Source organism: Pantoea sp. SJZ147 (assembly GCF_007828605.1).
Taxonomy (GTDB): domain Bacteria; phylum Pseudomonadota; class Gammaproteobacteria; order Enterobacterales; family Enterobacteriaceae; genus Pantoea; species Pantoea allii.
This window is the reverse complement of record NZ_VIVB01000014.1, coordinates 101,388-126,672: the sequence shown is the minus strand read 5'-3', so window position 1 is coordinate 126,672 and position 25,285 is coordinate 101,388. Positions and strand designations below refer to the sequence as shown.

Sequence of the window (25,285 nt, the reverse complement as noted above, 5' to 3'; positions counted from 1 at the left end):
CAGGCCTATTGGGGCAGAAAACTACTCTTTAAAGTCGCTGGCGTCCAGTTCATGCCGTGACAGCAGCTTATAGAATTCAGTACGGTTACGTCCAGCCAGACGCGCGGCGTGGGTGACATTTCCTTTGGTCATCTGCAACAGTTTGCGGAGATAATTGAGTTCGAACTGGTTTCGCGCTTCTACAAAGGTAGGCAACGCACTGTTTTCTCCGCTCAGCGCCTGCTCCACCAGCGCATCGCTGATAACCGGCGAGGAACTGAGCGCAACACATTGCTCAATAACGTTAACCAGTTGACGTACGTTACCCGGCCAACTGGCAGATATCAGGCGCTTCATCGCATCAACGGAAAAGCTGCGTATCTGTGGTTTGTGCCGTTCTGCCGCCTGACGCAGCAGATGGTTCGCCAGCAACGGGATATCTTCTGTGCGCTGATGCAGCGCCGGAATTTTCAGATTCACCACGTTAAGGCGATAAAACAGATCTTCGCGGAACTCTTTCTTTTCCATCGCCTTTGGCAGATCCCGGTGCGTTGCCGAGATAATCCGCACGTTAATATCAATATCATTGTTGCTGCCCAGCGGCCGGACTTTCCGCTCCTGTAACACGCGCAGTAATTTCACCTGCAGCGCAGGCGGCATATCACCGATCTCATCCAGAAACAGCGTGCCGCCCTCTGCGGCTTTAAACAGCCCGTCACGCGCGCTCACCGCACCGGTAAAGGCACCTTTGGCATGACCAAACAATTCTGACTCCAGAAGTTGCTCGGGTAAGGCCCCGCAGTTGATGGCGATGAACGGTTGCCCTGCGCGCGGGCTTGCCGCATGGATAGCCTGCGCCAGCACCTCTTTACCCGTTCCGCTTTGCCCGTTGATCAGCACACTGACGTCTGACTGGGCCACCATATGTGCCTGTTCAAGCAAACGCAGCATCTGTGGGCTGCGGGTGACAATCGCTTCCCGCCAGCGATCGTCACTCACTGGCGCGCGCTGTGCCAGGGCTTCATCTATCGCCTTATACAGTGCATCGCGATCGACCGGTTTGGTCAGGAAGCTGAAAACGCCCTGCTGCGTTGCCGCTACCGCTTCCGGGATCGAGCCGTGAGCCGTTAAAATAATGACCGGCAAGCCTGTATGACGCTTTTGAATTTCGCCAAATAATGCCAGGCCGTCCATTTCATCCATGCGCAGATCGCTGATGACCAGCTCGATTTTCTCTTTCTGCAAGAGTCGAAGCGCCTCGGGTCCACTGGCGGCAGTGGTCACCTGATATCCCTCACTGGTGAGGCGCATACCTAGCAGTTTGAGCAGGCTGGGATCGTCATCCACTAAAAGCAGGTGTGCCGCATGTTTCACCATTACTGTTCGTCCTCTTGTGGCAGGGCCGTTCCGTGACTGCCGTCAGACATATCGGAGGTTTTGCGCGACGAAAGCTGGCGTTCGATATCGGTTAAACGCTCCAGTTTGCGCTGGGTATCACTGAGCTGCTGACGCAGTTTTATCTGCTGTTGACGCAGTGAATCTGATTGCGCATCGCTGCTCTGCTGTAAATGGGCGTAACGCGTACGCATGGCGCTTAACTCAAGCTGGGCAACCTGATTACTGCGCCAGAGCTGAATGAATGCCCGCAGGTTGGACGGAAACTGCTCACTGTAGCCATCGAGCACGTTGATGTAGTCACGACGCTCCAGCGGCGTCACATTGCCGTTTGCCATTAAGACGCCTTGCTTAAACGCTCGCGCCCAACTGTCTACCGGCCAGCGATGGGCCTCCGCGCGCGCTTCCGCGGGAGAAAGCCGCTCAGCACAGTCGATACTGCGCATCCAGTAAAGGGGATTCGTCATAGCGGCGCTATTTTCAATGCGCCAGATATCGCCGCAGTGCGTGGTGAGATAGTCAACCAGGCTGGCTTCAGGCACCACAACGTTGCCGCTGGCAGGCTGGGTTGTTGAGGTGACCGGGGATGAGGCACATCCACTGAGCATCATGCTGCTCAGGGCGCTTAAAATAATGACGGCGAAAAATTTCATGCTTCAGACTTTCCCGGCTGTGGTATTCAGTTCGATGCGAAAACAAACATCAGCGTCGTCGCAGGCAACCAGTTGCAGGCTACCGTGCATACGGCGCAGACAATCCTTTGCGATGCTTAACCCCAGTCCGCTGCCTTTAACCGGCCCTTTGCGCTGGTGACTGCCCTGGAAGAAAGGCTCAAAAATCATCTCCTGCTCATTTTCGGGAATGGGCGTGCCGCTGTTAGCCACCTCGATCACTATCCGGTCGTCCTGCTGGCGGCTGCGCAGCCAAATGTTACCGGATTCATTGCCATAGTTCACGGCGTTAGAGTAGAGGTTATCGATCACACTCATCAATAGCATAGGCTCTGCCTGGCAATCCGTTGCTTTGAGATCGATATCGACATGCATGAGTTTGGTCCGCGCCGTAAGCGCATGCGCGTTAACCACATCATGCACAATGTCATTCAGCTTCACCGCTTCTAGCGTAATCGGCCCATCGGCGACCTTACGGTTGTAATCAAGTAATTGTTCGATAAGGCGTTGCAGATGACGGCTGCTGTTATCCAGTATTGAGACAATTTCTTTCTGTTCCGGATTCAGTGCGCCCGCCACTTCATCCGCCAGCAGTTCTGTGCCTTCACGCAGGCTGGCCAGCGGTGTTTTAAGTTCATGTGAAAGATGACGTAAAAATTCATGGCGCTGGGTTTCCAGCCAGGCCAGGCGTTCACTTAACCAGATAATGCGCTGCCCCAGAGAACGTAGCTCCCGCGGGCCACGAAACACCATACTGCTTCCCAGCTCACGTCCTTCACCAAGACGATTAATCATGCGTTCAACACTTTTTACCGGACCGATGATCATGCGGGTAAACAGCAGGGTTAACGTCAGACTGATGATAAACAGGATCAGCGCCTGCCAGCCGAAGAACTGGCCGCGATCGGCAATTTCACGCTGCAGCTGCAGACCACGGGCAAACACCACTTCTCGCGTATCCTGGACCAGCTGCACGTTCGTCGCTGAAAACTTTTCCAGTGCCTGAGCGGCGTGAGTTACGGGATTGCCGTTATCACATTGCAACGTTTCCAGTTGTGGCAGCGTGGCCTGCAGGGTTTTAAACGCCGGTAAATCAGGCAGGCTATCGGCATGGGAACTGAGCATCTGACTGTAGCGAATACGCTGCGTCTGATAAAGCTTTGCCAGCGACGTATCACCCAGCACGCAGTACTGGCGATAACTGCGTTCCAGCTCAATGGCGGTTCGAGCCATGGCCTCACTGCGCCTGACGTCGGTAAACGTATTGCGGTTAGTGTCGGCAGCCTGATTGCTTAACGCCGACAGGCTTTCCCAGGCCTGCCAGGCCAGCACCAGCAGCGGAAGGAGCACCAGCAAAAAGGCCATCAGCACCAACTGGCGCAGGGACCGGGGAAATAAACGCCATTTTTTCACGCGACAGCTTCCTTAAAGATACGCTTATCGGATGCTAGCGGAGTCAGCCCAGAGAAGGAAGAGGCAGAAAAGAAAACGGCAGGCGCGATGGCCTGCCGTTAGCGTGCCGCCCTGGCAGCACGTCAGAATGGGTGGAGCCTAACTCAACGTTGCGTCCGATGCTTGATAACGATGCAGAACATACGATTATCGGTGTGGTGGACGACAGGCTCCGTTTGGTGCGTCATTCGGGCTTTATGAGCTCTACCCGCAACGCGGTGGCAATCATAAACAGGTGAATGAGCAGCGTGTTAAGTATAGCAAGGTTCATGCCAACAATGAAAGGCCCTTTATTTTCAGGGCATTGGCTGCCAGCTTACCTTTTAACGCTTCGTTCCGGACCGTCTGGTCTGCTAAAAGTGTCGCCAAATACCAACACAATTCTGTCGTTCAGAATCTGCTGAGAAAAATCATCAAGATAGATGTCACCCATTAGCGACAAAAAAAGGTGACGGCTGTCTCCTTTTGCCAACAACCGCGCCATAAAAAATGGGAGGCCTGAGCGCCTCCCATTTTTTTAACAGCAATTAACCTAATTGTTTACGCGCGTTACGGAAAATACGCATCCAGGGGCTGTCTTCACCCCACTCAGCCGGGTGCCATGAGTTGCTGACCGTGCGGAACACGCGCTCAGGGTGCGGCATCATAATGGTGACGCGCCCGCTCTCGTTGGTCACGGCGGTGATGCCGTTTGGCGACCCATTCGGGTTTGCCGGATAGGTTTCTGTCACCTTACCTGCGTTATCGACATAACGTAGCGCCACCAGCCCTTTGGACTCGAGGGCGGCAAGATGCGCCCCATCGCGAACCTCAACGAAGCCCTCGCCGTGCGATACGGCGATTGGCATACGTGAGCCGGCCATACCGTCTAACAGTAACGACGGGCTGGCAGCCACTTCAACCAGGCTGAAGCGCGCTTCAAAACGCTCTGACTGATTACGGACAAAGCGTGGCCACAGTTCGCTGCCGGGGATCAACTCACGCAGGTTGGACATCATCTGGCAGCCGTTACAGACACCGAGCGCCAGCGTTTGTGGGCGATGGAAGAAGGATGCGAACTGATCGCGAACACGTGGGTTAAACAGAATGGATTTTGCCCAGCCTTCACCGGCCCCTAATACGTCACCGTAAGAGAAGCCGCCGCAAGCCACTAACGCCTGGAAACGTTCCAGATCGATCCGTCCGGCGAGCAGGTCACTCATATGAACGTCAACCGCAGTAAACCCGGCGCGATCAAAGGCGGCGGCCATTTCCACATGGGAGTTAACCCCCTGCTCACGCAGGACGGCAACGCGTGGACGCGCACCTGTGGCAATCATCGGTGCTGCAACGTCTTCTTCTGGCTTGAATGTCAGGCTGACGTTCAGGCCCGGATCGTTGTTATCCTGCTTTGCCTGATGTTCCTGATCGGCACAGGCTGGATTATCACGCAGACGCTGCATCTGCCAGGTGGTTTCGGCCCACCAGGTCCGTAAGGTGTTACGGCTTTCGCTATACACAGCACTCTCGCCAGAACGAATCACAAAGCGGTCGCCCGGCTTCGCACATCCCAGCACATGGCTGCAGTGCGCCAGACCGTGCGCTGCAAGAATCTGCTCTACTGCCTCACGATCGGCGGCGTTGATTTGAATGACCGCCCCCAGCTCTTCAGTGAACAGCGCAGCCAGCGCATCGCTGCCCAACGCCGCGATATCGACGTCAATGCCGCAGTGACCGGTAAAGGCCATTTCCGCCAGGGTAACAAGCAGGCCACCATCTGAACGGTCATGATAAGCCAGCAGTTTTTGTTGGCTGACCAGCGCCTGAACGGCATTAAAGAAGCCCGCCAGTTGCTGTGCATCACGCACATCTGCAGGCTTGTCGCCCAACTGACGATAAACCTGAGCCAGTGCCGTCGCGCCTAAGGTGTTAGCGCCGTTACCAAGGTCGATCAACAGCAGCAGGTTATCCTGATCTGCCACCAGCTGTGGTGTCACGTTGCGGCGCACGTCTTCTACACGGGCAAACGCGGTAATCACCAGAGACAGAGGCGAGGTCATTTCGCGCTGTTCGGTGCCTTCCTGCCAGCGGGTTTTCATCGACATGGAGTCTTTACCCACCGGAATGGTGATGCCAAGTGCCGGGCACAGCTCTTCACCGACGGCTTTTACAGCGTCATACAGGCCAGCGTCTTCACCCGGATGGCCTGCTGCCGACATCCAGTTAGCCGAAAGTTTCACGCGCTTCAAAGAACCGACCGGCGTGGCCGCAAGGTTAGTCAGTGCTTCACCGACGGCCAGACGGGCCGAGGCGGCAAAGTCGAGTAGCGCCACAGGGGCGCGCTCGCCCAGCGCGAAGGCCTCACCATGGTAGCTGTCGAGGCTGGCCGTTGTTACGGCGCAGTTGGCGACCGGGATCTGCCAGGGGCCGACCATCTGATCGCGCGCCACCATGCCGGTTACGCTGCGGTCGCCTATCGTGATCAGGAAGGTTTTTTCCGCCACGGTCGGCAAGTGCAGCACACGGTTCACCGCGTCCGTCAGCGTGATGCCGTCGCGCTGGAGTGGGTGCCCCTGAGCCTGCTGTTTCACCACATCGCGGGTCATTTTCGGGGTTTTCCCCAACAACACATCCAGCGGCATATCAATCGGGCTGTTAGAGAAGTGGCTGTCTTCCAGCGTCAGATGCAGCTCCTCTGTGGCTTCACCAATAACCGCATAAGGCGCACGCTCACGCTGACAAATAGCAGCAAACTCGGCCAGCTTCTCTGGGGCAACAGCCATCACATAACGCTCTTGTGATTCATTACACCAGACTTCAAGCGGGCTCATTCCCGGTTCGTCACTGAGGATGTCACGCAGGTTAAAGCGGCCACCGCGGCCACCATCGCTGACCAGTTCCGGCATCGCGTTGGACAATCCGCCTGCGCCCACATCGTGGATAAACAGAATGGGGTTGTCATCGCCCAGTTGCCAGCAGCGGTCAATGACTTCCTGGCAACGGCGCTCCATTTCTGGATTGTCACGCTGCACTGACGCAAAATCGAGATCGGCATCGGACTGACCCGACGCCATTGATGATGCGGCACCGCCACCCAGGCCGATATTCATCGCCGGGCCACCCAGCACGATCAGTTTGGCACCCACGGTGATTTCACCCTTCTGCACGTGATCGGCACGGATATTTCCGATACCGCCAGCCAGCATAATGGGTTTGTGGTAGCCACGCAGTTCAGTGCCGTTGTGGCTGTTAACCTGCTCTTCGTAGGTACGGAAGTAGCCGTTTAAGGCTGGACGACCAAATTCGTTGTTAAATGCCGCGCCGCCCAGTGGGCCTTCGGTCATGATATCCAGCGCGCTGACGATGCGCTCAGGCTTGCCAAAATCCTCTTCCCATGGCTGTTCAAAGCCGGGAATACGCAGATTCGACACCGAGAATCCGACCAGGCCAGCCTTCGGCTTTGCGCCTCGTCCGGTTGCGCCCTCATCACGAATCTCACCGCCGGAGCCGGTTGCCGCACCAGGCCAGGGGGAAATCGCGGTGGGATGGTTGTGGGTTTCAACCTTCATCAGAATGTGCGCCGCTTCCTGGTGATAGGCGTATTCGCCTTTCTCAGCATCCGCGAAGAAGCGTCCCACCTCAGAGCCTTCCATGACCGCAGCGTTATCTTTGTAGGCTGACAGAACATAATCCGGTGTTTGCTCGAAGGTGTTTTTAATCATTTTAAACAGCGATTTAGGCTGTTTTTCGCCGTCGATAATCCAGTCAGCGTTAAAAATCTTGTGACGACAATGCTCAGAGTTCGCCTGGGCAAACATATAAAGCTCAATGTCGTTTGGATTGCGCCCCAGTGCGGTAAAGGCAGCCAGCAGATAATCAATTTCGTCTTCGGCCAGCGCAAGTCCCAGCGTCATATTGGCTTCAACCAGCGCCTGACGGCCTTCACCGAGCACATCGACGCTTTTGACCGGCTGAGGTTCATGGTGAGCAAACAGCTGCTCGGCCTGATTGAAATCGCTGTACACCGTTTCCATCATGCGGTCATGAAGGAGTGCCGCCAGCGCCTGCCACTGGGTTTCGGTCAGTTCAGGCGCCTGGACATAAAAGGCCATGCCACGTTCCAGACGACGCACCTGCGAAAGATCGCAGTTGTGGGCAATGTCAGTGGCTTTCGATGACCACGGTGAAATGGTGCCAGGACGCGGCGTCACCAGCAGTAAACGCCCTTGTGGCGCATGTTCAGCGAGAGAAGGGCCGTACTTGAGCAGGCGCTGCAGACGGGACGTTTCATCCTCGCTCAGCGGCGCGCTGACATCGGCAAAATGGACGTACTCAGCGTAAATATCACTCACCGGCAGATGAGCGTCCTGAAAGCGGGTCAGCAGTTTGTTTACACGAAATGCCGACAGGGCGGGCGAACCACGCAGAATTTCCATCATAAGATCTCTCGTCTTCGAAGCGCCGGGCGACGCTTCATTGGGCGCAACAGGGGAAAACGGGGCGTATTATAGAGAAACCCACTCCGCGACGAAACCGTTTGCGCAAAATTTATGGCCAACAAGATTTGCCTGAAATTTGCGCAAAACTTGCTTTATAAGTTGCTCTACCTGAGTTTGTTGCGCAAAATGCCCCTCGCTCTGGGAGTTAAAACAAGATCAATACTGCCTTAAAAGACAGAGGCCTTGGAGCCATCGAGAGATAACTATTTGAAACGCCTAAAATTTAATTATCTGGTTATCGGTCTTCTCACCGTGCTGCTGGCTTTGGCACTGTGGCCGTCCATCCCCTGGTACGGTGGTGGACAAGATACGATCTCACAGATTAAATCACGGGGAGTGCTGCGCGTCAGTACCGTAAACTCGCCGTTGACTTACTACACCGTGAATAAAGCACCGGCCGGGATGGACTACGAGCTGGCGAAGCGTTTTGCCGATTATTTGGGCGTGAAGCTCGACATAACCGTGCGCGCTAACCTCAGTGACCTGTTTGATGCGCTCGACGATGGCAAAGCCGATTTGCTGGCAGCGGGCCTTATCTACAACAATGAGCGCCTGAATCGCTATCAAACCGGCCCCGGTTACTACAGCGTTTCGCAGCAGCTGGTTTATCGCGTGGATAAACCCCGGCCGAAAAACCTGGGTGACCTGAAGGGACGGCTGGTGGTTGCCTCGGGATCGGCCTACCTGTCGACGTTAAAGAGCGCCAGGACAAACCAGTATCCCGATCTCGACTGGGCCATTTCGACCGATCAAAGTCCAAAAGCCCTGCTGGAAGCCGTGGCAGAAGGCAAGCTGGATTACACGATTGGCGATTCCGTAACGATTGCCCTGCTTCAGCGCATTCATCCTCAGTTAGCCGTTGCCTTCGACGTCACGGATGAAGAACCCGTCACGTGGTACCTGCCCCATGACAGTGATGACAGCCTGAATGCTGCGATGCTGGATTTCTTTAACAGCATGGGAGAAGAAGGCGCGATGGCCCGACTGGAGGAGAAATACCTCGGTCACGTCGGCACCTTCGACTACGTGGATACGCGCACCTTCCTGCGTTCCATTGATAACGTCCTGCCTGACATTAAGCCGCTGTTCGAGAAGTATGCCAATAATATCGACTGGCGATTACTGGCAGCCATTTCCTATCAGGAATCGCACTGGAATCCGCAGGCAACCTCGCCGACCGGCGTGCGCGGCATGATGATGTTAACGCGTAACACCGCTGACAGCGTTGAAGTGGGTGACCGTACCGATCCCGAGCAGAGTATTCGTGGCGGGAGCCAGTATCTGCAAAACATGATGGAAAAGGTGCCACAAACCATTCCGGAAGATGAACGTATCTGGTTTGCGCTGGCGGCGTATAACATGGGCTATGCTCATATGCTGGATGTGCGTAAGCTCACCGCGAAACAGGGCGGTAACCCGGACAGCTGGGCTGACGTGAAACTCCGTTTACCCATGTTGAGTCAAAAGCGTTACTACACGCAAACCACCTATGGCTATGCGCGCGGGCAGGAAGCCTACAACTACGTAGAGAATATTCGCAAGTATGAGATTAGCCTGGTGGGCTATTTGCAGGAGCAGGAAAAACACCTTGCCCAACAGGCCGCTCTGGAAGCGGAGATGGGCAAAGGTTATCCTGCCGTCACGCCCGAGGTGGCAATGAACTAACTGTCGCGCTGCGCCTGACGCAGCGCTTTTTGTTGCTGGCGGCGCATACGGAAAAAATCGCTCAGCATCCCCGCGCACGCCTCTTCCAGCACACCGTGATGCAACGCCACCTGATGGTTCATGCCCGGATGGCCTAACACGTCAATCAGTGAACCGGCTGCGCCGGTTTTCACATCGTGCGCCCCATATACCAGACGACCAATGCGAGCATGCACCATCGCCCCCGCACACATAATGCACGGCTCCAGCGTAACGTAGAGCGTGGTATCAAGCAGGCGATAGTTTTCCAGCACTTTTCCGCCCTGACGTAGCGCCATGATCTCCGCGTGGGCCGTGGGATCGTGCTGCCCGATAGGCCGGTTCCAGCCCTCGCCTATCACCCGCTCTCCCTGAACCAGCACCGCGCCCACTGGCACTTCGCCCTGCTCCCATGCGCGCTGCGCCAGGGTAAGCGCACGGCGCATCCAGTATTCATCTTGTTCTTGAGTCACGCAGACCACTCCCGGCAGCAAAAAAGCGGCGCATTATACCCATCACGCCTGGAAAACCGAAGCGCGATGGCCGTTATTCCAGCTGCTGTAATTCACCAACCGGCGTGACGCGCCAGCGATGCTGGCAAAAGAACAACAGCGGGTTGTCCTGTTTGCTGTCGCTGTAACCGCTATAAAGCTGCAATGGCGTACCGATCTGCTCTTCCAGCTGCACGACTTTTTCGTGACCGAGGCAGCGCATTTTCAACACACGTCCTCCTAAACCGCGCTGCATCTGGCTGGCAATCAGCTTTACTCGTGGCAAAAACGCGGAGTCATAATAGACCTGTTCAACCAGAGACTGGGGGGACCCTGTAATCAGCCACACATCTGCATCATCGCTGCTGAGATATTCACTGAGGCGTTTCTGCACCACGGGAAAGGCTTTAACGCGTTGCCGAAACCATTGGGCGAATTCAGCCTCCAGGCGCAACAGGGTTGCTTCAGAGCGGCCAAAGGTAATCGACCACAGCAGCAAACTCATCGGCCAGCGCGCGGCACGTCCCTTGACTAATAATCCTGCGCCCACCACCGGCAGTAACGGCACCACCAGCAGCACATTCAGCGGCTTGCGACGCAGTAGATAGCGCATGAAGGTGCCAAACATGTCCTGTTGGTGCAATGTGCCATCAAGGTCGAAAAACACCACGCGACGTTGTATATCGTTGGTCAAACAACACTCCTTTTTAACGAATATGCATCAACAGCCTCTATTGTAGTCATCTTCGTCCAGCGAGGCGATGACTGTCATTTTTTATTCCAGTGACTACAATGCCCATTGAATCATTTATTCCATGCGGAACATCCGCTAAATCACAAGGATTGAGCATGAGTTCATTGCTGCGCATTCGCCAGCTTTATCCCTCTCTGGCGCTGAACGAGCGGCGGCTGGCGGATTTTTTACTGTCACAACCGGATCGGGCACGGCATTTAAGTTCGCAAAAGCTGGCGGAAGAGTCAGGGGTCAGTCAGTCGAGCGTCGTTAAGTTTGCGCAAAAGCTGGGATACAAAGGTTTTCCTGCGCTCAAACTGGCACTGAGTGAGTCACTGGCGGATAAAGATGCCATTACTGTGCACAATCAGATACTGAGTGACGATCCGCTTAAAGCGGTTGGCGAAAAATTGCTGACGGAAAAACTCTCGGCGATTCGTGCGACGCTGGATATCAACAGTGAAGAGAAATTAAATGCCGTCCTGCAGTTGCTTAAACGCGCGCGCCGTATCTTGCTGGTCGGGATTGGTGCCTCAGGCCTGGTGGCAAAGGATTTTTCATGGAAGCTGATGAAAATCGGTATCAACGCGGTGGCGGAACAGGATATGCACGCGCTGCTGGCCAGCGTGCAGGCGATGTCAGCCGGCGATGTGCTGCTGGCGATTTCCTATACCGGCGAACGGCGCGAGATTAATCTTGCCGCGCAGGAAGCCGTTCGTGTGGGCGCGGATGTGCTGGCATTTACCGGCTTTACGCCGAATACACTTCAGCAGTGCGCTACGCATTGCCTGTACACCGTGGCAGAAGAGCAGAGCACACGCAGCGCCGCCATCTCGTCCACCACCGCTCAGTTGGCGTTAACCGACCTGCTTTTTATGGCGCTGGTGCAGAACGATCCTGAGCGCGCATCCAGCCATATTCGTCACAGTGAGGCGCTGGTTAAGAAGCTGATTTAGGCAGAAAGCCAGGCTCACTAAGCGTAGATAATATGCTAAGCATATAATGCAAGAAGCCAGCGATAACGCTGGCTTCTAGCAATGCTGTGAATACTAACCAAACCTTAAAAGACTAGCTACGACTCAGATCTTGCGTAGAGATTGGTAAATACTGGCCCATCCCTGTAGTAGCTGATTCGACTGCTGCCTTGTTTTTTGCTACCAGATAGAAGGTTTCAGCCGTAGGTTGCTGAGCGTGATCCGCAGAATAAAGGGCAAATTTTACGACTTTCTTTCCACCTTCATACTTGCATTCCATATCCCAGCTTATCGTTGTTCCTTGCGTTGCTTTACATTTACCCTTTCCATAGGTGTACTGCAGGAAGTTATTCGTTTTATTTTCCGCCGACGCAACGAAATCTGGCCGAGATCCGCCTGCTGAGAGGCTTGCATAAGCTGTTGTTGCAGCCAGAACAGCCACGCCTGCTATTAAAAGAATTCTTTTTTTCACCTGACACAATCCATCGATATTTTTGATGAGTGGATTTTATCGGAAAAATCCTAATCACGCATCTGTTCTCACTCATTTTATGACAAGATATTTCTACTGAGCGCATTTTTTGTGTAAACCTTACAAAACCTGCGGAGATAACTTCCAGCGGTTCTAAAGCCTTTGCTTATCCTGACGTCTAAAACTTCAACTAAAGCAAGTTAATTTCTTTAGCTCTGAGCATACCGAACGCGATAAGAACCATATAAATCAATGTTTTATTGATTTTATTTTGGTCTTTCAGGATTTTACCTATCAGCATCATTTTTGCGTTAAACAGAATATGATACTGTCTGGCGGGCTTAGGGCGGCAAACAAAGGCTCATGGCCATTGATTTCGGACTTATTCCTGTAGCGCTAATAGCGAAAGTTGCGCTGAGACATTTTGGCGTATTTTACTGCCGATAATGGCATAAAAGACCAACATAATTTATCAATTAAGAAACCACAATGGCTTTACTGATTACCGAACGCTGTATTAACTGTGACATGTGTGAACCTGAGTGCCCGAACCAGGCGATCTCAATGGGTGAGTCGATATATGAGATTGATGTGAGTCGCTGTACCGAATGTGTTGGTCATTACGATGTGCCAACCTGCCAGAGCGTTTGCCCTATCGATAACACGATCATCATTGATCCACAGCACATCGAATCACGCGATGCGCTGTGGGATAAGTTTGTGCAGCTAGATGGCTAACTTTCGATAATTACCGTGGCGCAGGCATAGTGACGCTCGTCCGCCAGGGTGACATGCACATGTTGCACGCCCAGCCGTTGCGCCATCTCGGCAGCATGATCGAAGAAGCGCAGCAGCGGTTTACCCAGGGCATCGTTATAAACTTCAAACTGGTTGAAAGCCAGCCCGCCACGAATGCCGGTGCCGAACGCTTTTGCTGCCGCCTCTTTGACCGCAAAACGCTTAGCCAGAAAGCGCACCGGCTGAAGGTGCTGCTGGTACTGTTGCCATTCGGCATCACTGAGCACGCGGCGTGCCAGACGGTCACCTGAGCGTGAAATCACGTCGGCAATACGCGCTATTTCGACGATATCGCTACCCAGTCCTAAGATAGCCATTAACGACGCGCTTCCCGCAGCAGCTGTTTCATCACTTTCACCGCCTCAGGCAGGCCGCTCATGACGGCGCGTCCAATAATCGCATGACCGATGTTCAGCTCATGCATTTCCGGCAGTGCGGCAATCGGCAGCACATTGTGATAGGTCAGGCCATGTCCGGCGTTGACTTTCAAGCCACGGCTGGCCGCAAAGGTCGCGGCCTGACGGATACGTGCCAGTTCAGCCTCGCGGGCCGGGCCTTCAGGCGCTTCTGCGTAGGCACCGGTATGAATTTCAATATAGGGCGCACCGCTGGTCACCGCCGCCTCGATTTGGCGATGATCGGCATCGATAAACAGAGACACCAAAATGCCCGCTTCGCTGAGTTGTTTCACCGCCGCGTTGAGTTTTTCCTGCTGTCCTGCCACGTCCAGCCCGCCTTCTGTGGTGACTTCCTGACGCTTTTCCGGCACCAGGCAGCAAAAATGCGGTTTGATTTCACAGGCGATAGCCAGCATCTCCTCGGTCACTGCCATTTCAAGATTCATACGCGTTTCAATGGTATCGCGCAGGATGCGGACATCTCTGTCGGTAATGTGGCGACGATCTTCGCGCAGGTGCACAGTGATGCCGTCCGCTCCCGCCTGTTCAGCGATAAACGCTGCCTGTACCGGATCGGGATAATGGGTTCCACGTGCGTTGCGGACGGTAGCGATGTGGTCAATATTCACGCCTAACAGTAACTCAGCCATGACAATCCTCGGTTCATTATGGTCATTGTGCTGAGTGTACCGCGCCGAGATAAGGCCAGGCTACGGTCAGTGCTCTGTCTCGTCAGAAATAGTCGGCTTTTTTTTCGGGGTAAACTGGCGAAAAAGCTCCTGGCTTTTTAGCGGTTTACCGCCCAGATAGGGTTTGAGCGCCATGCGGGTGAAACGCTTGGCTGCACGCAGGGTTTCTGCGTCGGGGAATTCTCGGGTAAACAGCGCCTGCAGCTCGCGACCGGTGAAACTACGCTGGTTCAGCACCAGGCTGGCAATAAAGCCCTTCTCTTCACGGTAGCTGTAGGTCATGGTTTCGCTGACCGGTTCGCCGCTGCCCGCGCAGTGCAGGAAGTCCACGCCGTAGCCAAGGTGTCCCAGCAGCGCCAGCTCAAAGCGACGCAGCGCCGGTTCGGGTGAACCTTCGGCCCCTGCCAGCATCTGGATGCATTGCAGGTAGTCAAAAAACAGTTCAGAGAAGGGAATGTGCTGTTCCAGTACCCGAGACAACAGCTCGTTGACGTACAGGCCGCAATAAAGCGTGATACCGCTGAGAGGTAAGGCCAGGGAGACCGCTTCAGCGTTGCGCAGGGTTTTTACGTCCCCGCGCCCGCTCCAGCGCACCAGTAAAGGCGTAAAAGGCTGTAACGTGCCTTTTAACTGCGAACGCCGTGAACGTGCCCCTTTTGCCAGAACACGAACGCGGCCTTCACTTTCACTAAACAGGTCAAGCAGCAGGCTGGTCTCGCTGAAAGGGCGACTATGCAGCACAAAGGCGCGTTGCCAGCCTTCCATTTAATCAGAGATCGTCTGTGTAACCCAGGCTGCGCAACGCACGTTCGTCGTCCGCCCAGCCGGATTTAACTTTAACCCACAGTTCAAGATGCACTTTCGCGTCGAACATCTCTTCCATGTCTTTACGCGCTTCAATACCAATGGTTTTGATTTTGGCACCTTTGTTACCAATCACCATTTTCTTCTGCCCTTCACGCTCCACCAGGATCAAACCGTTGATGTCGTAACCGCCGCGCGCATTCGACACGAACTGTTCGATTTCAACCGTGACCGAGTAAGGCAGTTCCGCGCCCAGAAAACGCATCAGCTTTTCACGGATGATCTCTGAGGCCATAAAGCGCTGAGAGCGATCGGTGATGTAATCTTCCGGGAAATGATGGTCAGACGCCGGCAGATGCTTACGGGCAATAGCCGCAATGGTGTCAACATTTTTACCGTTTTCTGCGGAGATCGGCACAATATCGATAAAGTTCATCTGCTGGCTAAGGAACTGCAAATGCGGCAGCAGAATGCTTTTATCCTGAATATTGTCGATTTTATTAATTGCCAGCAGCACGGGCACTTTGCCATCGCGCAGCTTGTTTAATACCATTTCGTCATCGGGCGTCCAGCGCGTGCCGTCCACCACAAAGATGATGAGTTCAACGTCACCGATAGAACTGCTGGCCGCACGGTTCATCAGGCGGTTAATCGCCCGCTTCTCTTCCATGTGCAACCCTGGCGTATCCACATAGATCGCCTGATAGGCGCCTTCAGTATGGATGCCCATAATGCGGTGACGAGTGGTTTGCGGCTTACGCGATGTAATCGAGACCTTCTGCCCCAGCAACTGGTTCAGTAAGGTGGATTTGCCGACGTTTGGTCGGCCAACTATCGCGACAAAGCCGCTGTATGTAACGTTTTCGCTCATTCGAATCCTGAGGTTTTCAGCGCCGGTTGCGGCGCCGGGATAAAACTATTCCAGACCAAGTTTAATCAGCGCCTGTTCGGCTGCTGCTTGTTCAGCTTTACGGCGGCTGGAACCTACGCCCACCACCGGCTCTGCCATGCCACTCACCTGACAGTGAATGGTGAATTCCTGATCGTGGGCTTCGCCACGTACCTGCACCACTAAATAACTTGGCAGTGGCAGATGCCGCCCTTGCAGATACTCCTGCAGGCGCGTTTTGGGATCTTTTTGTTTGTCACCCGGACTGATTTCGTCCAGGCGCGTCTGATACCAGTCGAGGATCAGTTTCTCCACCGTCTGAATATCACTGTCGAGGAACACGCCACCAATCAGCGCCTCTACGGTGTCCGCCAGAATGGATTCACGGCGGAAGCCCCCGCTTTTTAATTCGCCAGGGCCTAAACGCAGGCATTCACCCAAATCGAACTCACGCGCCATCTCTGCCAGAGTGTTACCCCGCACCAGCGTGGCACGCATACGGCTCATATCCCCTTCATCCACGCGTGGAAAACGGTGATAAAGCGCGTTAGCGATCACATAGCTGAGGATGGAATCGCCTAAAAATTCGAGACGTTCATTGTGTTTACTGCTGGCGCTTCGATGCGTCAGGGCCTGCTGTAAAAGTTCAGAATGTGTAAAAGTGTAGCCCAGTTTACGCTGAAGCTTGTTAATCAAGATGGGGTTCATGCGATTCCAGTTCTGTTTTGCGTCTGTCACTCTGCATACCAAACAGGGCTGGAAAACCAACACATTCTGTTTGGTGTGCAGTGGCCCCCAAATGGAGGCCACCCTATTTGCCTGACGGTCAGGCTACGGTTAGTGGATACCACCAATACGACTGAGTCGTACGCCGGTTGGCCACTGACCTTCTTGTTTTTCGAAACTCATCCAGATGGCGACCGCTTTACCCACCAGATTGCGCTCGGGCACAAAGCCCCAGTAGCGGCTATCGGCGCTGTTATCACGGTTATCGCCCATCATGAAATATTGTCCCTGCGGCACAACCCAGCTAGCCTGCGGCTGACCCGGCTGCTGATAATACATGCTCGCCTGGCTTTGTGCTTCGGTTACTAACAGAATGTCATGCGTCACATCGCCCAGCGTTTCTTTGCGCGTTGCCAGACGTAATCCGCCCTGCATGCTGTCATTCAGCGGTAACTGATAGAAACCATTACCCGCTTCATTGCCGTCAAACCCGCTGAACGTCTGAACAAATTTGCTGGGTTCGATATTGCTGTATGTCACAGGCAGCGCTTTGCTACAAGGTTTGCCGTTATCGCAGGCCGGGTTAATGGTCAGCGTTTTACTGTACGGATCGTACGTGACCCGATCGCCAGGCAAACCGATTACGCGTTTGATGTAATCCAGGCTGGGATCTTTCGGGTATTTAAATACCGCGATATCACCGCGTTTTGGATGCCCGGTCGGGATCAGCGTCGTTTGCGTAATCGGGTCTTTAATCCCGTAGGCAAACTTCTCGACCAGTATAAAGTCACCAATCAGCATGGTTGGCATCATGGAACCGGACGGGATCTGGAATGGCTCATAAACAAAAGAGCGCACAAAGAACACCACGGCCAGCACCGGAAATACCGATGCTGCGGTTTCAATCCAGCCCGGCTTAGGTGCCATCTTCGCCAACGCTTTGCTGTCGAGTGAATCCCCGGCCTGCGCCTGAGCCGCCGCCTGCACCGCACGCCGCTGTGGTGCCCACTTAATACGATCAATTACCCAAAGAATACCGGTAATCAATGTCGCTATCGCCAGTATCAGGGCGAACATATTAGCCATTTGAGATCCTTATTTGCTGTCTTTTCCGACATGCAGAATGGCGAGGAATGCTTCCTGCGGCAGCTCAACGTTACCGACCTGCTTCATTCGCTTCTTACCATCTTTCTGCTTCTGCAACAGCTTTTTCTTACGACTGACGTCACCGCCATAACATTTGGCGAGAACGTTCTTACGCAGCTGTTTAACGGTCGAGCGAGCGATAATGTGGTTGCCGATGGCCGCCTGAATCGCAATATCAAACTGCTGACGTGGGATGAGTTCTTTCATTTTCTCAACCAGATCACGTCCACGATAAGGTGCGTTTTCACGGTGGGTAATCAGCGCCAGCGCATCAACACGTTCTGAGTTAATCAGAACGTCGACGCGCACCATGTCAGAGGTCTGAAAACGTTTAAAATTGTAGTCCAGTGAGGCATAACCACGTGACGTTGATTTCAGACGGTCAAAGAAGTCGAGCACCACTTCGGCCATCGGAATTTCATAGGTCAGTGCCACCTGATTGCCGTGGTAAACCATGTTGGTCTGGAAGCCACGTTTCTCGATGCACAGCGTGATGACGTTGCCCAGGTACTCCTGAGGCAGCAACATATGACATTCGGCAATGGGTTCACGTAACTCTTCGATATTATTGAGCGGTGGAAGCTTTGACGGGCTATCGACATAGACCACTTCGCCGCTCGTGGTTTGCACTTCGTATACCACTGTCGGTGCGGTTGTGATCAGATCGAGATCGTATTCACGTTCCAGACGCTCCTGAATGATCTCCATATGCAGCAGACCCAGGAAGCCGCAGCGGAAACCAAAGCCCAGTGCCGTTGAACTTTCGGGTTCGTAGAACAGTGAGGCATCATTCAGACTCAGCTTGCCCAGCGCATCACGGAAGGCTTCATAATCATCAGAGCTGATAGGGAACAGACCGGCATAAACCTGCGGCTTCACTTTTTTAAAGCCCGGTAAGGCTTTATCAGCCGGATTACGTGCGGTTGTCAGGGTATCGCCCACTGGCGCGCCAAGAATATCTTTGATGGCGCAGACCAGCCAGCCAACTTCGCCGCAGTTGAGTTCATTGCGATCAACCCGCTTCGGCGTGAAGATGCCCAGTCGGTCAGCATTGTAGACCTGACCGGTGCTCAGTACCTTAATTTTATCGCCTTTACGCATGGTGCCGTTTTTTACGCGCACCAATGATACGACGCCAAGATAGTTATCAAACCAGGAGTCGATAATCAGCGCCTGCAGCGGGGCTTCTGGATCACCTTCTGGCGGCGGAATGTCGCGGACTAAACGCTCCAGGACTTCAGGAACGCCCACGCCAGTTTTGGCCGAGCAACGCACAGCGTCGGTCGCATCAATTCCGACGATGTCTTCGATTTCCTGAGCAACACGATCGGGATCGGCAGCGGGCAAATCGATTTTATTCAGCACCGGCACGACTTCCAGATCCATCTCAAGTGCGGTATAGCAGTTGGCCAGGGTTTGTGCTTCTACGCCCTGTCCGGCATCAACCACCAGCAATGCGCCTTCACAGGCTGCCAGTGAGCGGGAAACTTCATATGAGAAGTCAACGTGTCCCGGTGTGTCGATGAAATTGAGCTGGTAAGTTTCGCCGTCTTTCGCTTTGTAATCGAGCGTTACGCTCTGCGCTTTAATCGTAATGCCACGTTCACGCTCCAGGTCCATAGAGTCAAGAACCTGTGCGGCCATCTCGCGAGCAGTTAATCCGCCGCAAATCTGAATCAAGCGGTCAGAGAGCGTGGATTTACCATGGTCAATGTGGGCGATGATGGAGAAATTTCTTATGTGCTTCATTTATAGGAATATCTTCACGTAGAGAATCAGTTAGGAACCTGAGCACAGACACATTCAGGAAGATCGCTCTTAACCCACAATCCTGTCAGCCTCATTAATGACGACGCATATTACACTGTTAAGGCCGCGCATAAAAGAATGGAACGTTGTGGAAACGAAACAGTTTTTTGCGAGGAGTCATAATGGCAAAAGCCGCAGCAAGTGCGGCTTGAGTGAGGATCAGGCTTCGCTTTCAACGCGCAGCGCATCAGGCGGCAAAGCGATGTTCAAAATAACGGGCTGGAAGGCTTCACGATCGCCAAATTTCATGGAAATGCCTTTAGCAACGATAAACCCGCCCACACCGCCTAACAGCGCACCGCTGGCTGCCGCCAGGTCGCTGCCAAACAGCGCCTGAAACAGGCCGGCAAACAGGAACAGGCCGAACAGTGGCGTCATATAAACCAGCAGCGCAGAACCCAGCAGGCTGCTCTCTTTGATGCCCAGTTCAACGCGCTGACCTGGCTCCAGCGGCTTGCTGCTGGCTATCTGCATCACGTGCGCATTCTTAGGACCCAGCTTATTTAGCATATGGCTGCCACAGCCTTTACGAGCCTGGCAGCTGTTGCAGGACGTTTTTGCTTCTGTGTGCAGCGTGGCGATGCCATCCTGCCATGCCACAACGGTGGCCCATTCTCTCATCATTTTTTTGCCCCGAGCTCGACGCTGTCTGCGATACGTTTTGCCGTCACGGGCGGTAGCTCGCCGACGACCGTAATCTCGTTATTATCGCGTATTACGGTCTGCACCGTACGACGTCCCGTGCGCAATGTCTGTGCGGTGCTGTTTTTATCTGCTGGCGTCACATTGACGGCAAAGCTAAACAACCCATCGCTGTAAAGCCGTGACTCTAGCGATTTATTTAATGTGGGAATCATTCGACGGCTTTGAGACACCAGCGTCATTCCAGCGGGAAGCCAGTCGGGCTGCCAGTCTAACGAGACGTTATCGGCTTTAGTTAATGACAACGACGGCGGCAGATTAGCTTTCTCCAGCCCCTGCATCAGATTACGTACGCCATCATCGACCGCAAAGCTGATAACACGGAATTGCTCCATCGTTTCGCCATCGCGGTCGAGCAAATCGACGCGAAGAGGAAGCTTGGTATCCACGTCCAGCCATACAACGTAGCTGTAGCGCGTGCCATCGCGTGAAACGATGCGCACCACGTCGCACATCTGGTCGGCAATGCGCGAGCGGCCTACGGTAATAAAGTCATAGGCGACATCCAGCTTGGCGAAATCGGCATAAATAATGGACGGTAGCGCGTCCACAATGTGATTGCCCGGCAGAGAGAAAGGCTCAATGCCGGGTTCAAAATAGCTGATATCGTTGCCGCGCTGAATCACTTCACGACGCGGGCCGTCCATCTGCAGCACCTGCGCATACACGCGATCGTCAATAACCGCATGACGATAGCGCAGCGATTCCATGCCAAGGCGGGACACATTGATATAGGCGAATTCGTAGTTGAGGGTCTGGCTTGCCTGCTCCATCTGCTGCAATAACGCCCCAGACGCAGAAACCTGCGCTGGGGCGGCAGATGACCACAACAGGCTGCCTGCCAGAAGGCTGACGGCATACCATAGCGGCTTCATTACTGCTGCTGCATTCCTAATGACTGATTACCAGGGACATTGGCCTGCGCTTGTTTAGGCGCATTGGTTTCAAACTGCAGCTGGTCCGCATGGAGGCGACGCTGGAGTTCATAGTCCTGCAGCATGGCATTGACGCGGCGACGCTGGTCCTGCACCTGTTGCGTGACATTACCGCCGCCAAAGGCATCAGACGGCACGCCCAGGCTCACAGGTGAGGCTTTACCCATAACAGGTAAGGTATTAAACACCGGCGAGTCGGAACTTTCGACGCCGCCGCCGGCCGGTTGGTTGTAATGCTGGACGCCAACGATAACAGCCAGGGAAACACAGGCGGCGACGCCAACCTGGGTAATCTGTGCCGCCCACGGGCGAACTTTATGCCAGAACGGCATTTTTTCCCAGCGAGAAGGTTCGGGCTGTGCTTCGGGGATCAAGGTTGTAACGTTGCGCTGTGGCTCTTTTTCAATAGCAGCAGCGACGCGTGCAGCAATATCAAAATGCAGGTGCTCACCAACATCACCGCGCATGGTATCGCGGATGAGATGGTAGCGTTCCCAGCTTTTTTGTAGATCTGCATCTTTAGACAGCGCTGAAAACAGCTCGTTATCTAAAGCCTCACCATCCATTAAAGCGGAAAGTTTTTCTTTCTGCATGCCTAATACCCTTCCAGTAGCCGTTATCACTGACGTTGGATAAGCGGTTGAACTTTATTATCAATGGCCTCACGTGCACGGAAGATACGCGACCTCACCGTGCCCACCGGGCAATCCATAATGACGGCGATCTCTTCATAGCTCAGACCGTCAAGTTCCCTGAGGGTAATTGCCATTCGCAAGTCCTCAGGAAGCGCCTCGATGGTACGAAAGACGATTTGTTTCAGTTCATCTGACAACATTAAGTTCTCAGGGTTCGAAATTTCTTTCAATGCGCCCGCACTTTCGAAGTTTTCAGCATCAATTGCATCAACGTCACTGGAAGGCGGACGCCGTCCCTGAGCGACCAAATAATTTTTTGCTGTATTCACTGCTATCCGATACAGCCATGTGTAAAACGCGCTATCGCCACGGAACGAATCCAGTGCGCGATAAGCCTTAATGAATGATTCCTGAACGACATCAGGCACATCGCCTGAAGGGACATATCGTGAGACCAGGCTCGCCACTTTATGCTGGTAACGAATTACCAGTAAGTTGAAAGCCTTCTGATCCCCCTTCTGAACCCGTTCAACAAGAACCTGGTCCGCTAACTGCTCGCTCATCCGAGGTAATGTCTCCCCAAATACTTTCTTATGCGTTAAGGAACTGCCAGCACACCGCTATTGAGCAAGCATGCGCTTTGAGTCTTTGCGTGGCGAAAAGTTCACTCTCAGCCTCTTTTTAGCCACTTTACGGCAGAATTACACAGTTTGTTGGTTTTCGTTCAGTGTAAAGCGCGCAAATCGCAGGCAGAGTAACCTATGACAACAGCTTTTTCATCTTTAAATCCTTGTAATCGATTAAGTTTGGTATAAAAAACCCGGCTTAAAGCCGTTATACATTAACCTTTTGATATATCTGATAAATTAATTTAAAGGCGCGAATCCTGCGCCATTTGTGTTCAAAATACTTCACAAAAAACGACCAAACGCTTATGCTCGGTCCATTCTTGTTTAGTAAATTAAACACCATGACAACTTTCTCTCCCTCAGATTATCAGTGCGATGTACTCATTGTGGGCAGCGGTGCGGCAGGATTGTCGCTGGCATTGCGTCTGGCAGAGCATTATCAGGTCACCGTATTAAGCAAAGCGCAGGTGAATGAAGGCTCGACGCTGTATGCGCAGGGCGGCATTGCGGCGGTCTTTGATGAAACCGACAGCATTGATTCGCATGTTGAAGACACGCTGGTCGCGGGGGCGGGTTTATGCGATCGCGCTGCCGTCTCGTTCGTCGCCAGCAATGCGCGTCACTGCGTACAGTGGTTGATTGATAACGGGGTGGCCTTTGATACCGATCCACAGGCTGCGGGAGAGATGCGCTATCACCTGACGCGAGAAGGCGGCCACAGTCATCGCCGTATTCTGCACAGCGCGGACGCGACGGGCCGCGAGGTAGAAACCACGCTGGTAGGTCAGGCGTTACATCATCCGAATATCCGCATTCTTGAACGCACCAACGCGGTGGATCTTATTCTTTCAGATAAGCTCGGCCTGCCGGGCCCGCGTCGTGTTACCGGTGCCTGGATCTGGAACCGTAACCGCGAACGGGTTGAAACCTGCCGCGCACGTGCCGTCGTACTGGCCACAGGCGGTGCAGCCAAAGTGTATCAGTACACCACGAATCCGGATGTCGCATCGGGCGATGGCATTGCGATGGCATGGCGGGCAGGTTGCCGTGTGGCTAACCTGGAGTTTAATCAGTTTCACCCCACTTGCCTGTTTCATCCCCAGGCACAAAACTTTCTGCTCACCGAAGCGCTGCGCGGCGAAGGTGCGTGGCTGGTGCGGCCTGATGGTTCGCGTTTTATGCCCGACTTTGATGCACGCGCTGAGCTGGCACCGCGCGATATTGTCGCCCGCGCCATCGATCATGAAATGAAACGCCTGGGCGTGGACTGTATGTATCTGGACATCAGTCATCAGCCTGAAGCGTTTGTGCGTTCGCACTTCCCCATGATTTACGAAAAACTGCTCACCTTTGGCTTTGACCTGACGACGGATAAGATCCCGGTGGTGCCCGCTGCCCATTACACCTGCGGCGGCGTGATGGTGAACGAGCAAGGCCGCACCGATATCAACGGCTTGTACGCGATAGGTGAAGTCAGCTATACCGGCCTACACGGTGCCAATCGCATGGCGTCAAATTCACTGCTCGAATGCCTTGTTTATGGCTGGTCGGCGGCGGAAGATCTGCTGCGTATTTTACCCGAGGTTGACGCTGTAGACAGCTTACCGGCCTGGGACGACAGCCAGGTGGACGATGCCGATGAACGGGTGGTGATTCAGCATAACTGGCATGAACTGCGGCTGTTTATGTGGGACTACGTGGGGATTGTCCGCACCACCAAGCGGCTGGAGCGGGCATTGCGCCGCATCACGCTGTTGCAACAGGAAATTGACGAGTATTACCGTCACTTCCGCCTGTCTAATAACCTGCTGGAGCTGCGTAACCTGGTGCAGGTGGCAGAACTGATGGTGCGCTGTGCGCTGCAGAGGAAAGAGAGTCGCGGGTTGCATTTTATCCGCGACTATCCTGATTTGTTACCCGAGGCACAACCTACCGTGCTGCAACCCGGTCATGACATAAATAAATAGAAGTCGCGCGTCAGGCTTTGCCAGGCTTCAGAGTATTGTCTGTCCGCGTCGCGAATAGCCAGCCGTTCAAACAGGGTTTCGCCCGCGCTGGGGGAAAACCCCAGCAGCACCCGATGAGGTGGGCGATGCGCGTATTCCGCAACGTCAAAGCGAAAGCGTAAATGCCAGCCGTCAGCCTGCGCCTGGGCGATAACCTGCTGCCCTGTCGCTTCGGGTAAGATCACGCAGAAAAACCCCTCTTCTTCAATCAGCGAGGCCGCACAACGTAATAATGTTTGGTGATCTAACGAACCGGTGGCGCGCGCGCTGTCTCTTGCGGACGTCGCGCAGGCCACACCGGGCTCAAAATAAGGAGGATTACTGACGATAAGCGAGTAGCGTGCTTCGCAGTTTTCAGCCCACTGGGCGATGTCCTGCTGATGGACATGAATCCGCGTTGCCCATGGAGAGTGCTGGATATTTTCGCGCGCCTGCTGTGCGGCATCGGGATCTAACTCTACCGCATCAATGTCAACCGCTGACGGAGTACGCTGGGCCAGCATCAGAGCAATCAGCCCCGAACCAGCACCGATATCAAGAATCCGCTTAACCCCGGCCACCGGCGCCCATGCGCCCAGCAAAATACCATCTGTACCGACCTTCATCGCACAGCGGTCGTGGGCAACAAAAAACTGCTTGAAGGTAAAACCATTCTTTTTTAATTGTGGCCGCGTCTGCGGCTTGTCCTGCATCATACTCAGCGACCATTCACCTTTTTACCTGCCGTACGGCAAGGGGTCAGTGTAACGTGGTGGGTTGGGGAATTCACGTCGTTGACGTAATCTGGCGCA

The 25,285-nt window shown here is 54.0% G+C and carries 23 protein-coding genes; 4 read left to right on the top strand and 19 right to left on the bottom strand.

Going from position 1 to position 25,285, the window contains the following annotated elements; genetic code table 11:
- Positions 1–21 precede the first annotated feature (21 nt).
- The 4 genes from glrR to purL all read right to left on the bottom strand — a co-directional run bounded on the left by glrR (position 22) and on the right by purL (position 7,915).
- Positions 22–1,356 (bottom strand): two-component system response regulator GlrR, encoded by a 1,335-nt coding sequence (gene glrR, locus FBY13_RS19460; RefSeq protein WP_063880584.1) that lies wholly within the window; start codon positions 1,354–1,356, stop codon positions 22–24.
- Entirely contained in the window at positions 1,356–2,027 is a 672-nt protein-coding gene (gene qseG, locus FBY13_RS19455) for a two-component system QseEF-associated lipoprotein QseG (protein ID WP_063880585.1), read from the bottom strand. Before qseG ends, glrR begins: the two co-directional genes overlap by 1 nt.
- Before the next feature lie 3 nt (positions 2,028–2,030).
- On the bottom strand, positions 2,031–3,458 hold the full coding sequence (locus tag FBY13_RS19450; protein ID WP_096012807.1) for a HAMP domain-containing sensor histidine kinase: 1,428 nt from the start codon (positions 3,456–3,458) through the stop codon (positions 2,031–2,033).
- 566 nt (positions 3,459–4,024) lie between these two features.
- Entirely contained in the window at positions 4,025–7,915 is a 3,891-nt protein-coding gene (purL, locus tag FBY13_RS19445) for a phosphoribosylformylglycinamidine synthase (protein WP_145394924.1), read from the bottom strand.
- 267 nt (positions 7,916–8,182) lie between these two features.
- Between purL and mltF the strand changes: the two genes are divergently transcribed.
- Complete coding sequence (gene mltF / locus FBY13_RS19440; protein ID WP_096012805.1) at positions 8,183–9,640, top strand: membrane-bound lytic murein transglycosylase MltF; 1,458 nt, start codon at positions 8,183–8,185, stop codon at positions 9,638–9,640.
- On the opposite strand, the gene tadA is transcribed toward mltF, so the two are convergent.
- Both tadA and yfhb read right to left on the bottom strand, forming a co-directional pair.
- The gene (gene tadA / locus FBY13_RS19435) at positions 9,637–10,131 is read right to left on the bottom strand and encodes a tRNA adenosine(34) deaminase TadA (protein ID WP_096012804.1); all 495 of its coding nucleotides are present in this window, start codon (positions 10,129–10,131) and stop codon (positions 9,637–9,639) included. The genes mltF and tadA overlap by 4 nt on opposite strands.
- Positions 10,132–10,204: 73 nt before the next feature.
- Complete coding sequence (gene yfhb, locus FBY13_RS19430) at positions 10,205–10,843, bottom strand: phosphatidylglycerophosphatase C (RefSeq protein WP_063880590.1); 639 nt, start codon at positions 10,841–10,843, stop codon at positions 10,205–10,207.
- A gap of 155 nt (positions 10,844–10,998) precedes the next feature.
- Between yfhb and FBY13_RS19425 the strand changes: the two genes are divergently transcribed.
- Positions 10,999–11,838 carry a MurR/RpiR family transcriptional regulator gene (locus tag FBY13_RS19425; RefSeq protein WP_063880591.1) on the top strand — a complete coding sequence of 280 codons (840 nt, stop codon included), beginning with the start codon at positions 10,999–11,001 and terminating at the stop codon, positions 11,836–11,838.
- Between the two features lie 112 nt (positions 11,839–11,950).
- Here the strand turns inward: FBY13_RS19425 and FBY13_RS19420 are convergent, their stop codons facing one another.
- A complete protein-coding gene (locus FBY13_RS19420; RefSeq protein WP_145394923.1) occupies positions 11,951–12,328 on the bottom strand; it encodes a hypothetical protein in 378 nt (125 codons plus the stop codon).
- A gap of 489 nt (positions 12,329–12,817) precedes the next feature.
- Here FBY13_RS19420 and FBY13_RS19415 point away from each other — a divergent pair, with 489 nt between their 5' ends.
- Positions 12,818–13,066, top strand: coding sequence for a YfhL family 4Fe-4S dicluster ferredoxin (locus FBY13_RS19415; protein ID WP_063880593.1), 249 nt, complete (start codon positions 12,818–12,820; stop codon positions 13,064–13,066).
- Here the strand turns inward: FBY13_RS19415 and acpS are convergent.
- From acpS to rpoE, 11 genes are all read right to left on the bottom strand, one after another.
- Positions 13,063–13,443: a holo-ACP synthase gene (acpS, locus tag FBY13_RS19410; protein WP_063880594.1), complete on the bottom strand. Its 381-nt coding sequence runs from the start codon at positions 13,441–13,443 to the stop codon at positions 13,063–13,065. The two genes, FBY13_RS19415 and acpS, sit on opposite strands and share 4 nt — an antisense overlap.
- Positions 13,443–14,174 (bottom strand): pyridoxine 5'-phosphate synthase, encoded by a 732-nt coding sequence (pdxJ, locus tag FBY13_RS19405; protein WP_145394922.1) that lies wholly within the window; start codon positions 14,172–14,174, stop codon positions 13,443–13,445. The genes acpS and pdxJ overlap by 1 nt, the downstream gene beginning before the upstream one ends.
- 66 nt (positions 14,175–14,240) lie before the next feature.
- Positions 14,241–14,978 carry a DNA repair protein RecO gene (recO, locus tag FBY13_RS19400; protein ID WP_145394921.1) on the bottom strand — a complete coding sequence of 246 codons (738 nt, stop codon included), beginning with the start codon at positions 14,976–14,978 and terminating at the stop codon, positions 14,241–14,243.
- 4 nt (positions 14,979–14,982) lie between these two features.
- Positions 14,983–15,888 (bottom strand): GTPase Era, encoded by a 906-nt coding sequence (gene era / locus FBY13_RS19395; RefSeq protein ID WP_063880597.1) that lies wholly within the window; start codon positions 15,886–15,888, stop codon positions 14,983–14,985.
- 45 nt (positions 15,889–15,933) lie between these two features.
- The gene (gene rnc / locus FBY13_RS19390) at positions 15,934–16,614 is read right to left on the bottom strand and encodes a ribonuclease III (protein WP_014594336.1); all 681 of its coding nucleotides are present in this window, start codon (positions 16,612–16,614) and stop codon (positions 15,934–15,936) included.
- 129 nt (positions 16,615–16,743) lie between these two features.
- On the bottom strand, positions 16,744–17,718 hold the full coding sequence (lepB, locus tag FBY13_RS19385; RefSeq protein WP_096012800.1) for a signal peptidase I: 975 nt from the start codon (positions 17,716–17,718) through the stop codon (positions 16,744–16,746).
- Between the two features lie 9 nt (positions 17,719–17,727).
- Positions 17,728–19,527, bottom strand: a complete 1,800-nt coding sequence (gene lepA / locus FBY13_RS19380) for a translation elongation factor 4 (protein ID WP_063880599.1) — start codon at positions 19,525–19,527, stop codon at positions 17,728–17,730.
- A gap of 219 nt (positions 19,528–19,746) precedes the next feature.
- Positions 19,747–20,211 (bottom strand): SoxR-reducing system protein RseC, encoded by a 465-nt coding sequence (rseC, locus tag FBY13_RS19375; RefSeq protein WP_063880600.1) that lies wholly within the window; start codon positions 20,209–20,211, stop codon positions 19,747–19,749.
- Positions 20,208–21,164 (bottom strand): sigma-E factor regulatory protein RseB, encoded by a 957-nt coding sequence (gene rseB, locus FBY13_RS19370; protein WP_109717519.1) that lies wholly within the window; start codon positions 21,162–21,164, stop codon positions 20,208–20,210. Before rseB ends, rseC begins: the two co-directional genes overlap by 4 nt.
- Positions 21,164–21,817, bottom strand: coding sequence for an anti-sigma-E factor RseA (gene rseA, locus FBY13_RS19365; protein ID WP_109717518.1), 654 nt, complete (start codon positions 21,815–21,817; stop codon positions 21,164–21,166). The genes rseB and rseA overlap by 1 nt, the downstream gene beginning before the upstream one ends.
- A 26-nt stretch (positions 21,818–21,843) precedes the next feature.
- Entirely contained in the window at positions 21,844–22,422 is a 579-nt protein-coding gene (rpoE, locus tag FBY13_RS19360; protein WP_006120509.1) for an RNA polymerase sigma factor RpoE, read from the bottom strand.
- 371 nt (positions 22,423–22,793) lie between these two features.
- Here rpoE and nadB point away from each other — a divergent pair, with 371 nt between their 5' ends.
- On the top strand, positions 22,794–24,455 hold the full coding sequence (gene nadB, locus FBY13_RS19355) for an L-aspartate oxidase (protein ID WP_145394920.1): 1,662 nt from the start codon (positions 22,794–22,796) through the stop codon (positions 24,453–24,455).
- Here nadB and FBY13_RS19350 read toward each other — a convergent pair.
- On the bottom strand, positions 24,437–25,189 hold the full coding sequence (locus FBY13_RS19350; protein WP_063880603.1) for a tRNA1(Val) (adenine(37)-N6)-methyltransferase: 753 nt from the start codon (positions 25,187–25,189) through the stop codon (positions 24,437–24,439). The genes nadB and FBY13_RS19350 overlap by 19 nt on opposite strands.
- Between the last annotated feature and the right edge of the window lie 96 nt (positions 25,190–25,285).

What these genes read in the sequence shown, in the direction of transcription:
- glrR (WP_063880584.1), bottom strand. Translation starts at nt 1,356, where the DNA reads ATGGTGAAACATGCGGCACACCTGCTTTTAGTGGATGACGATCCCAGC.
- qseG (WP_063880585.1), bottom strand. Translation starts at nt 2,027, where the DNA reads ATGAAATTTTTCGCCGTCATTATTTTAAGCGCCCTGAGCAGCATGATG.
- purL (WP_145394924.1), bottom strand. Translation starts at nt 7,915, where the DNA reads ATGATGGAAATTCTGCGTGGTTCGCCCGCCCTGTCGGCATTTCGTGTA.
- FBY13_RS19425 (WP_063880591.1), top strand. Translation starts at nt 10,999, where the DNA reads ATGAGTTCATTGCTGCGCATTCGCCAGCTTTATCCCTCTCTGGCGCTG.
- FBY13_RS19415 (WP_063880593.1), top strand. Translation starts at nt 12,818, where the DNA reads ATGGCTTTACTGATTACCGAACGCTGTATTAACTGTGACATGTGTGAA.
- acpS (WP_063880594.1), bottom strand. Translation starts at nt 13,443, where the DNA reads ATGGCTATCTTAGGACTGGGTAGCGATATCGTCGAAATAGCGCGTATT.
- pdxJ (WP_145394922.1), bottom strand. Translation starts at nt 14,174, where the DNA reads ATGGCTGAGTTACTGTTAGGCGTGAATATTGACCACATCGCTACCGTC.
- recO (WP_145394921.1), bottom strand. Translation starts at nt 14,978, where the DNA reads ATGGAAGGCTGGCAACGCGCCTTTGTGCTGCATAGTCGCCCTTTCAGC.
- era (WP_063880597.1), bottom strand. Translation starts at nt 15,888, where the DNA reads ATGAGCGAAAACGTTACATACAGCGGCTTTGTCGCGATAGTTGGCCGA.
- rnc (WP_014594336.1), bottom strand. Translation starts at nt 16,614, where the DNA reads ATGAACCCCATCTTGATTAACAAGCTTCAGCGTAAACTGGGCTACACT.
- lepB (WP_096012800.1), bottom strand. Translation starts at nt 17,718, where the DNA reads ATGGCTAATATGTTCGCCCTGATACTGGCGATAGCGACATTGATTACC.
- lepA (WP_063880599.1), bottom strand. Translation starts at nt 19,527, where the DNA reads ATGAAGCACATAAGAAATTTCTCCATCATCGCCCACATTGACCATGGT.
- rseC (WP_063880600.1), bottom strand. Translation starts at nt 20,211, where the DNA reads ATGATGAGAGAATGGGCCACCGTTGTGGCATGGCAGGATGGCATCGCC.
- rseB (WP_109717519.1), bottom strand. Translation starts at nt 21,164, where the DNA reads ATGAAGCCGCTATGGTATGCCGTCAGCCTTCTGGCAGGCAGCCTGTTG.
- rseA (WP_109717518.1), bottom strand. Translation starts at nt 21,817, where the DNA reads ATGCAGAAAGAAAAACTTTCCGCTTTAATGGATGGTGAGGCTTTAGAT.
- rpoE (WP_006120509.1), bottom strand. Translation starts at nt 22,422, where the DNA reads ATGAGCGAGCAGTTAGCGGACCAGGTTCTTGTTGAACGGGTTCAGAAG.
- nadB (WP_145394920.1), top strand. Translation starts at nt 22,794, where the DNA reads ATGCTCGGTCCATTCTTGTTTAGTAAATTAAACACCATGACAACTTTC.
- FBY13_RS19350 (WP_063880603.1), bottom strand. Translation starts at nt 25,189, where the DNA reads ATGATGCAGGACAAGCCGCAGACGCGGCCACAATTAAAAAAGAATGGT.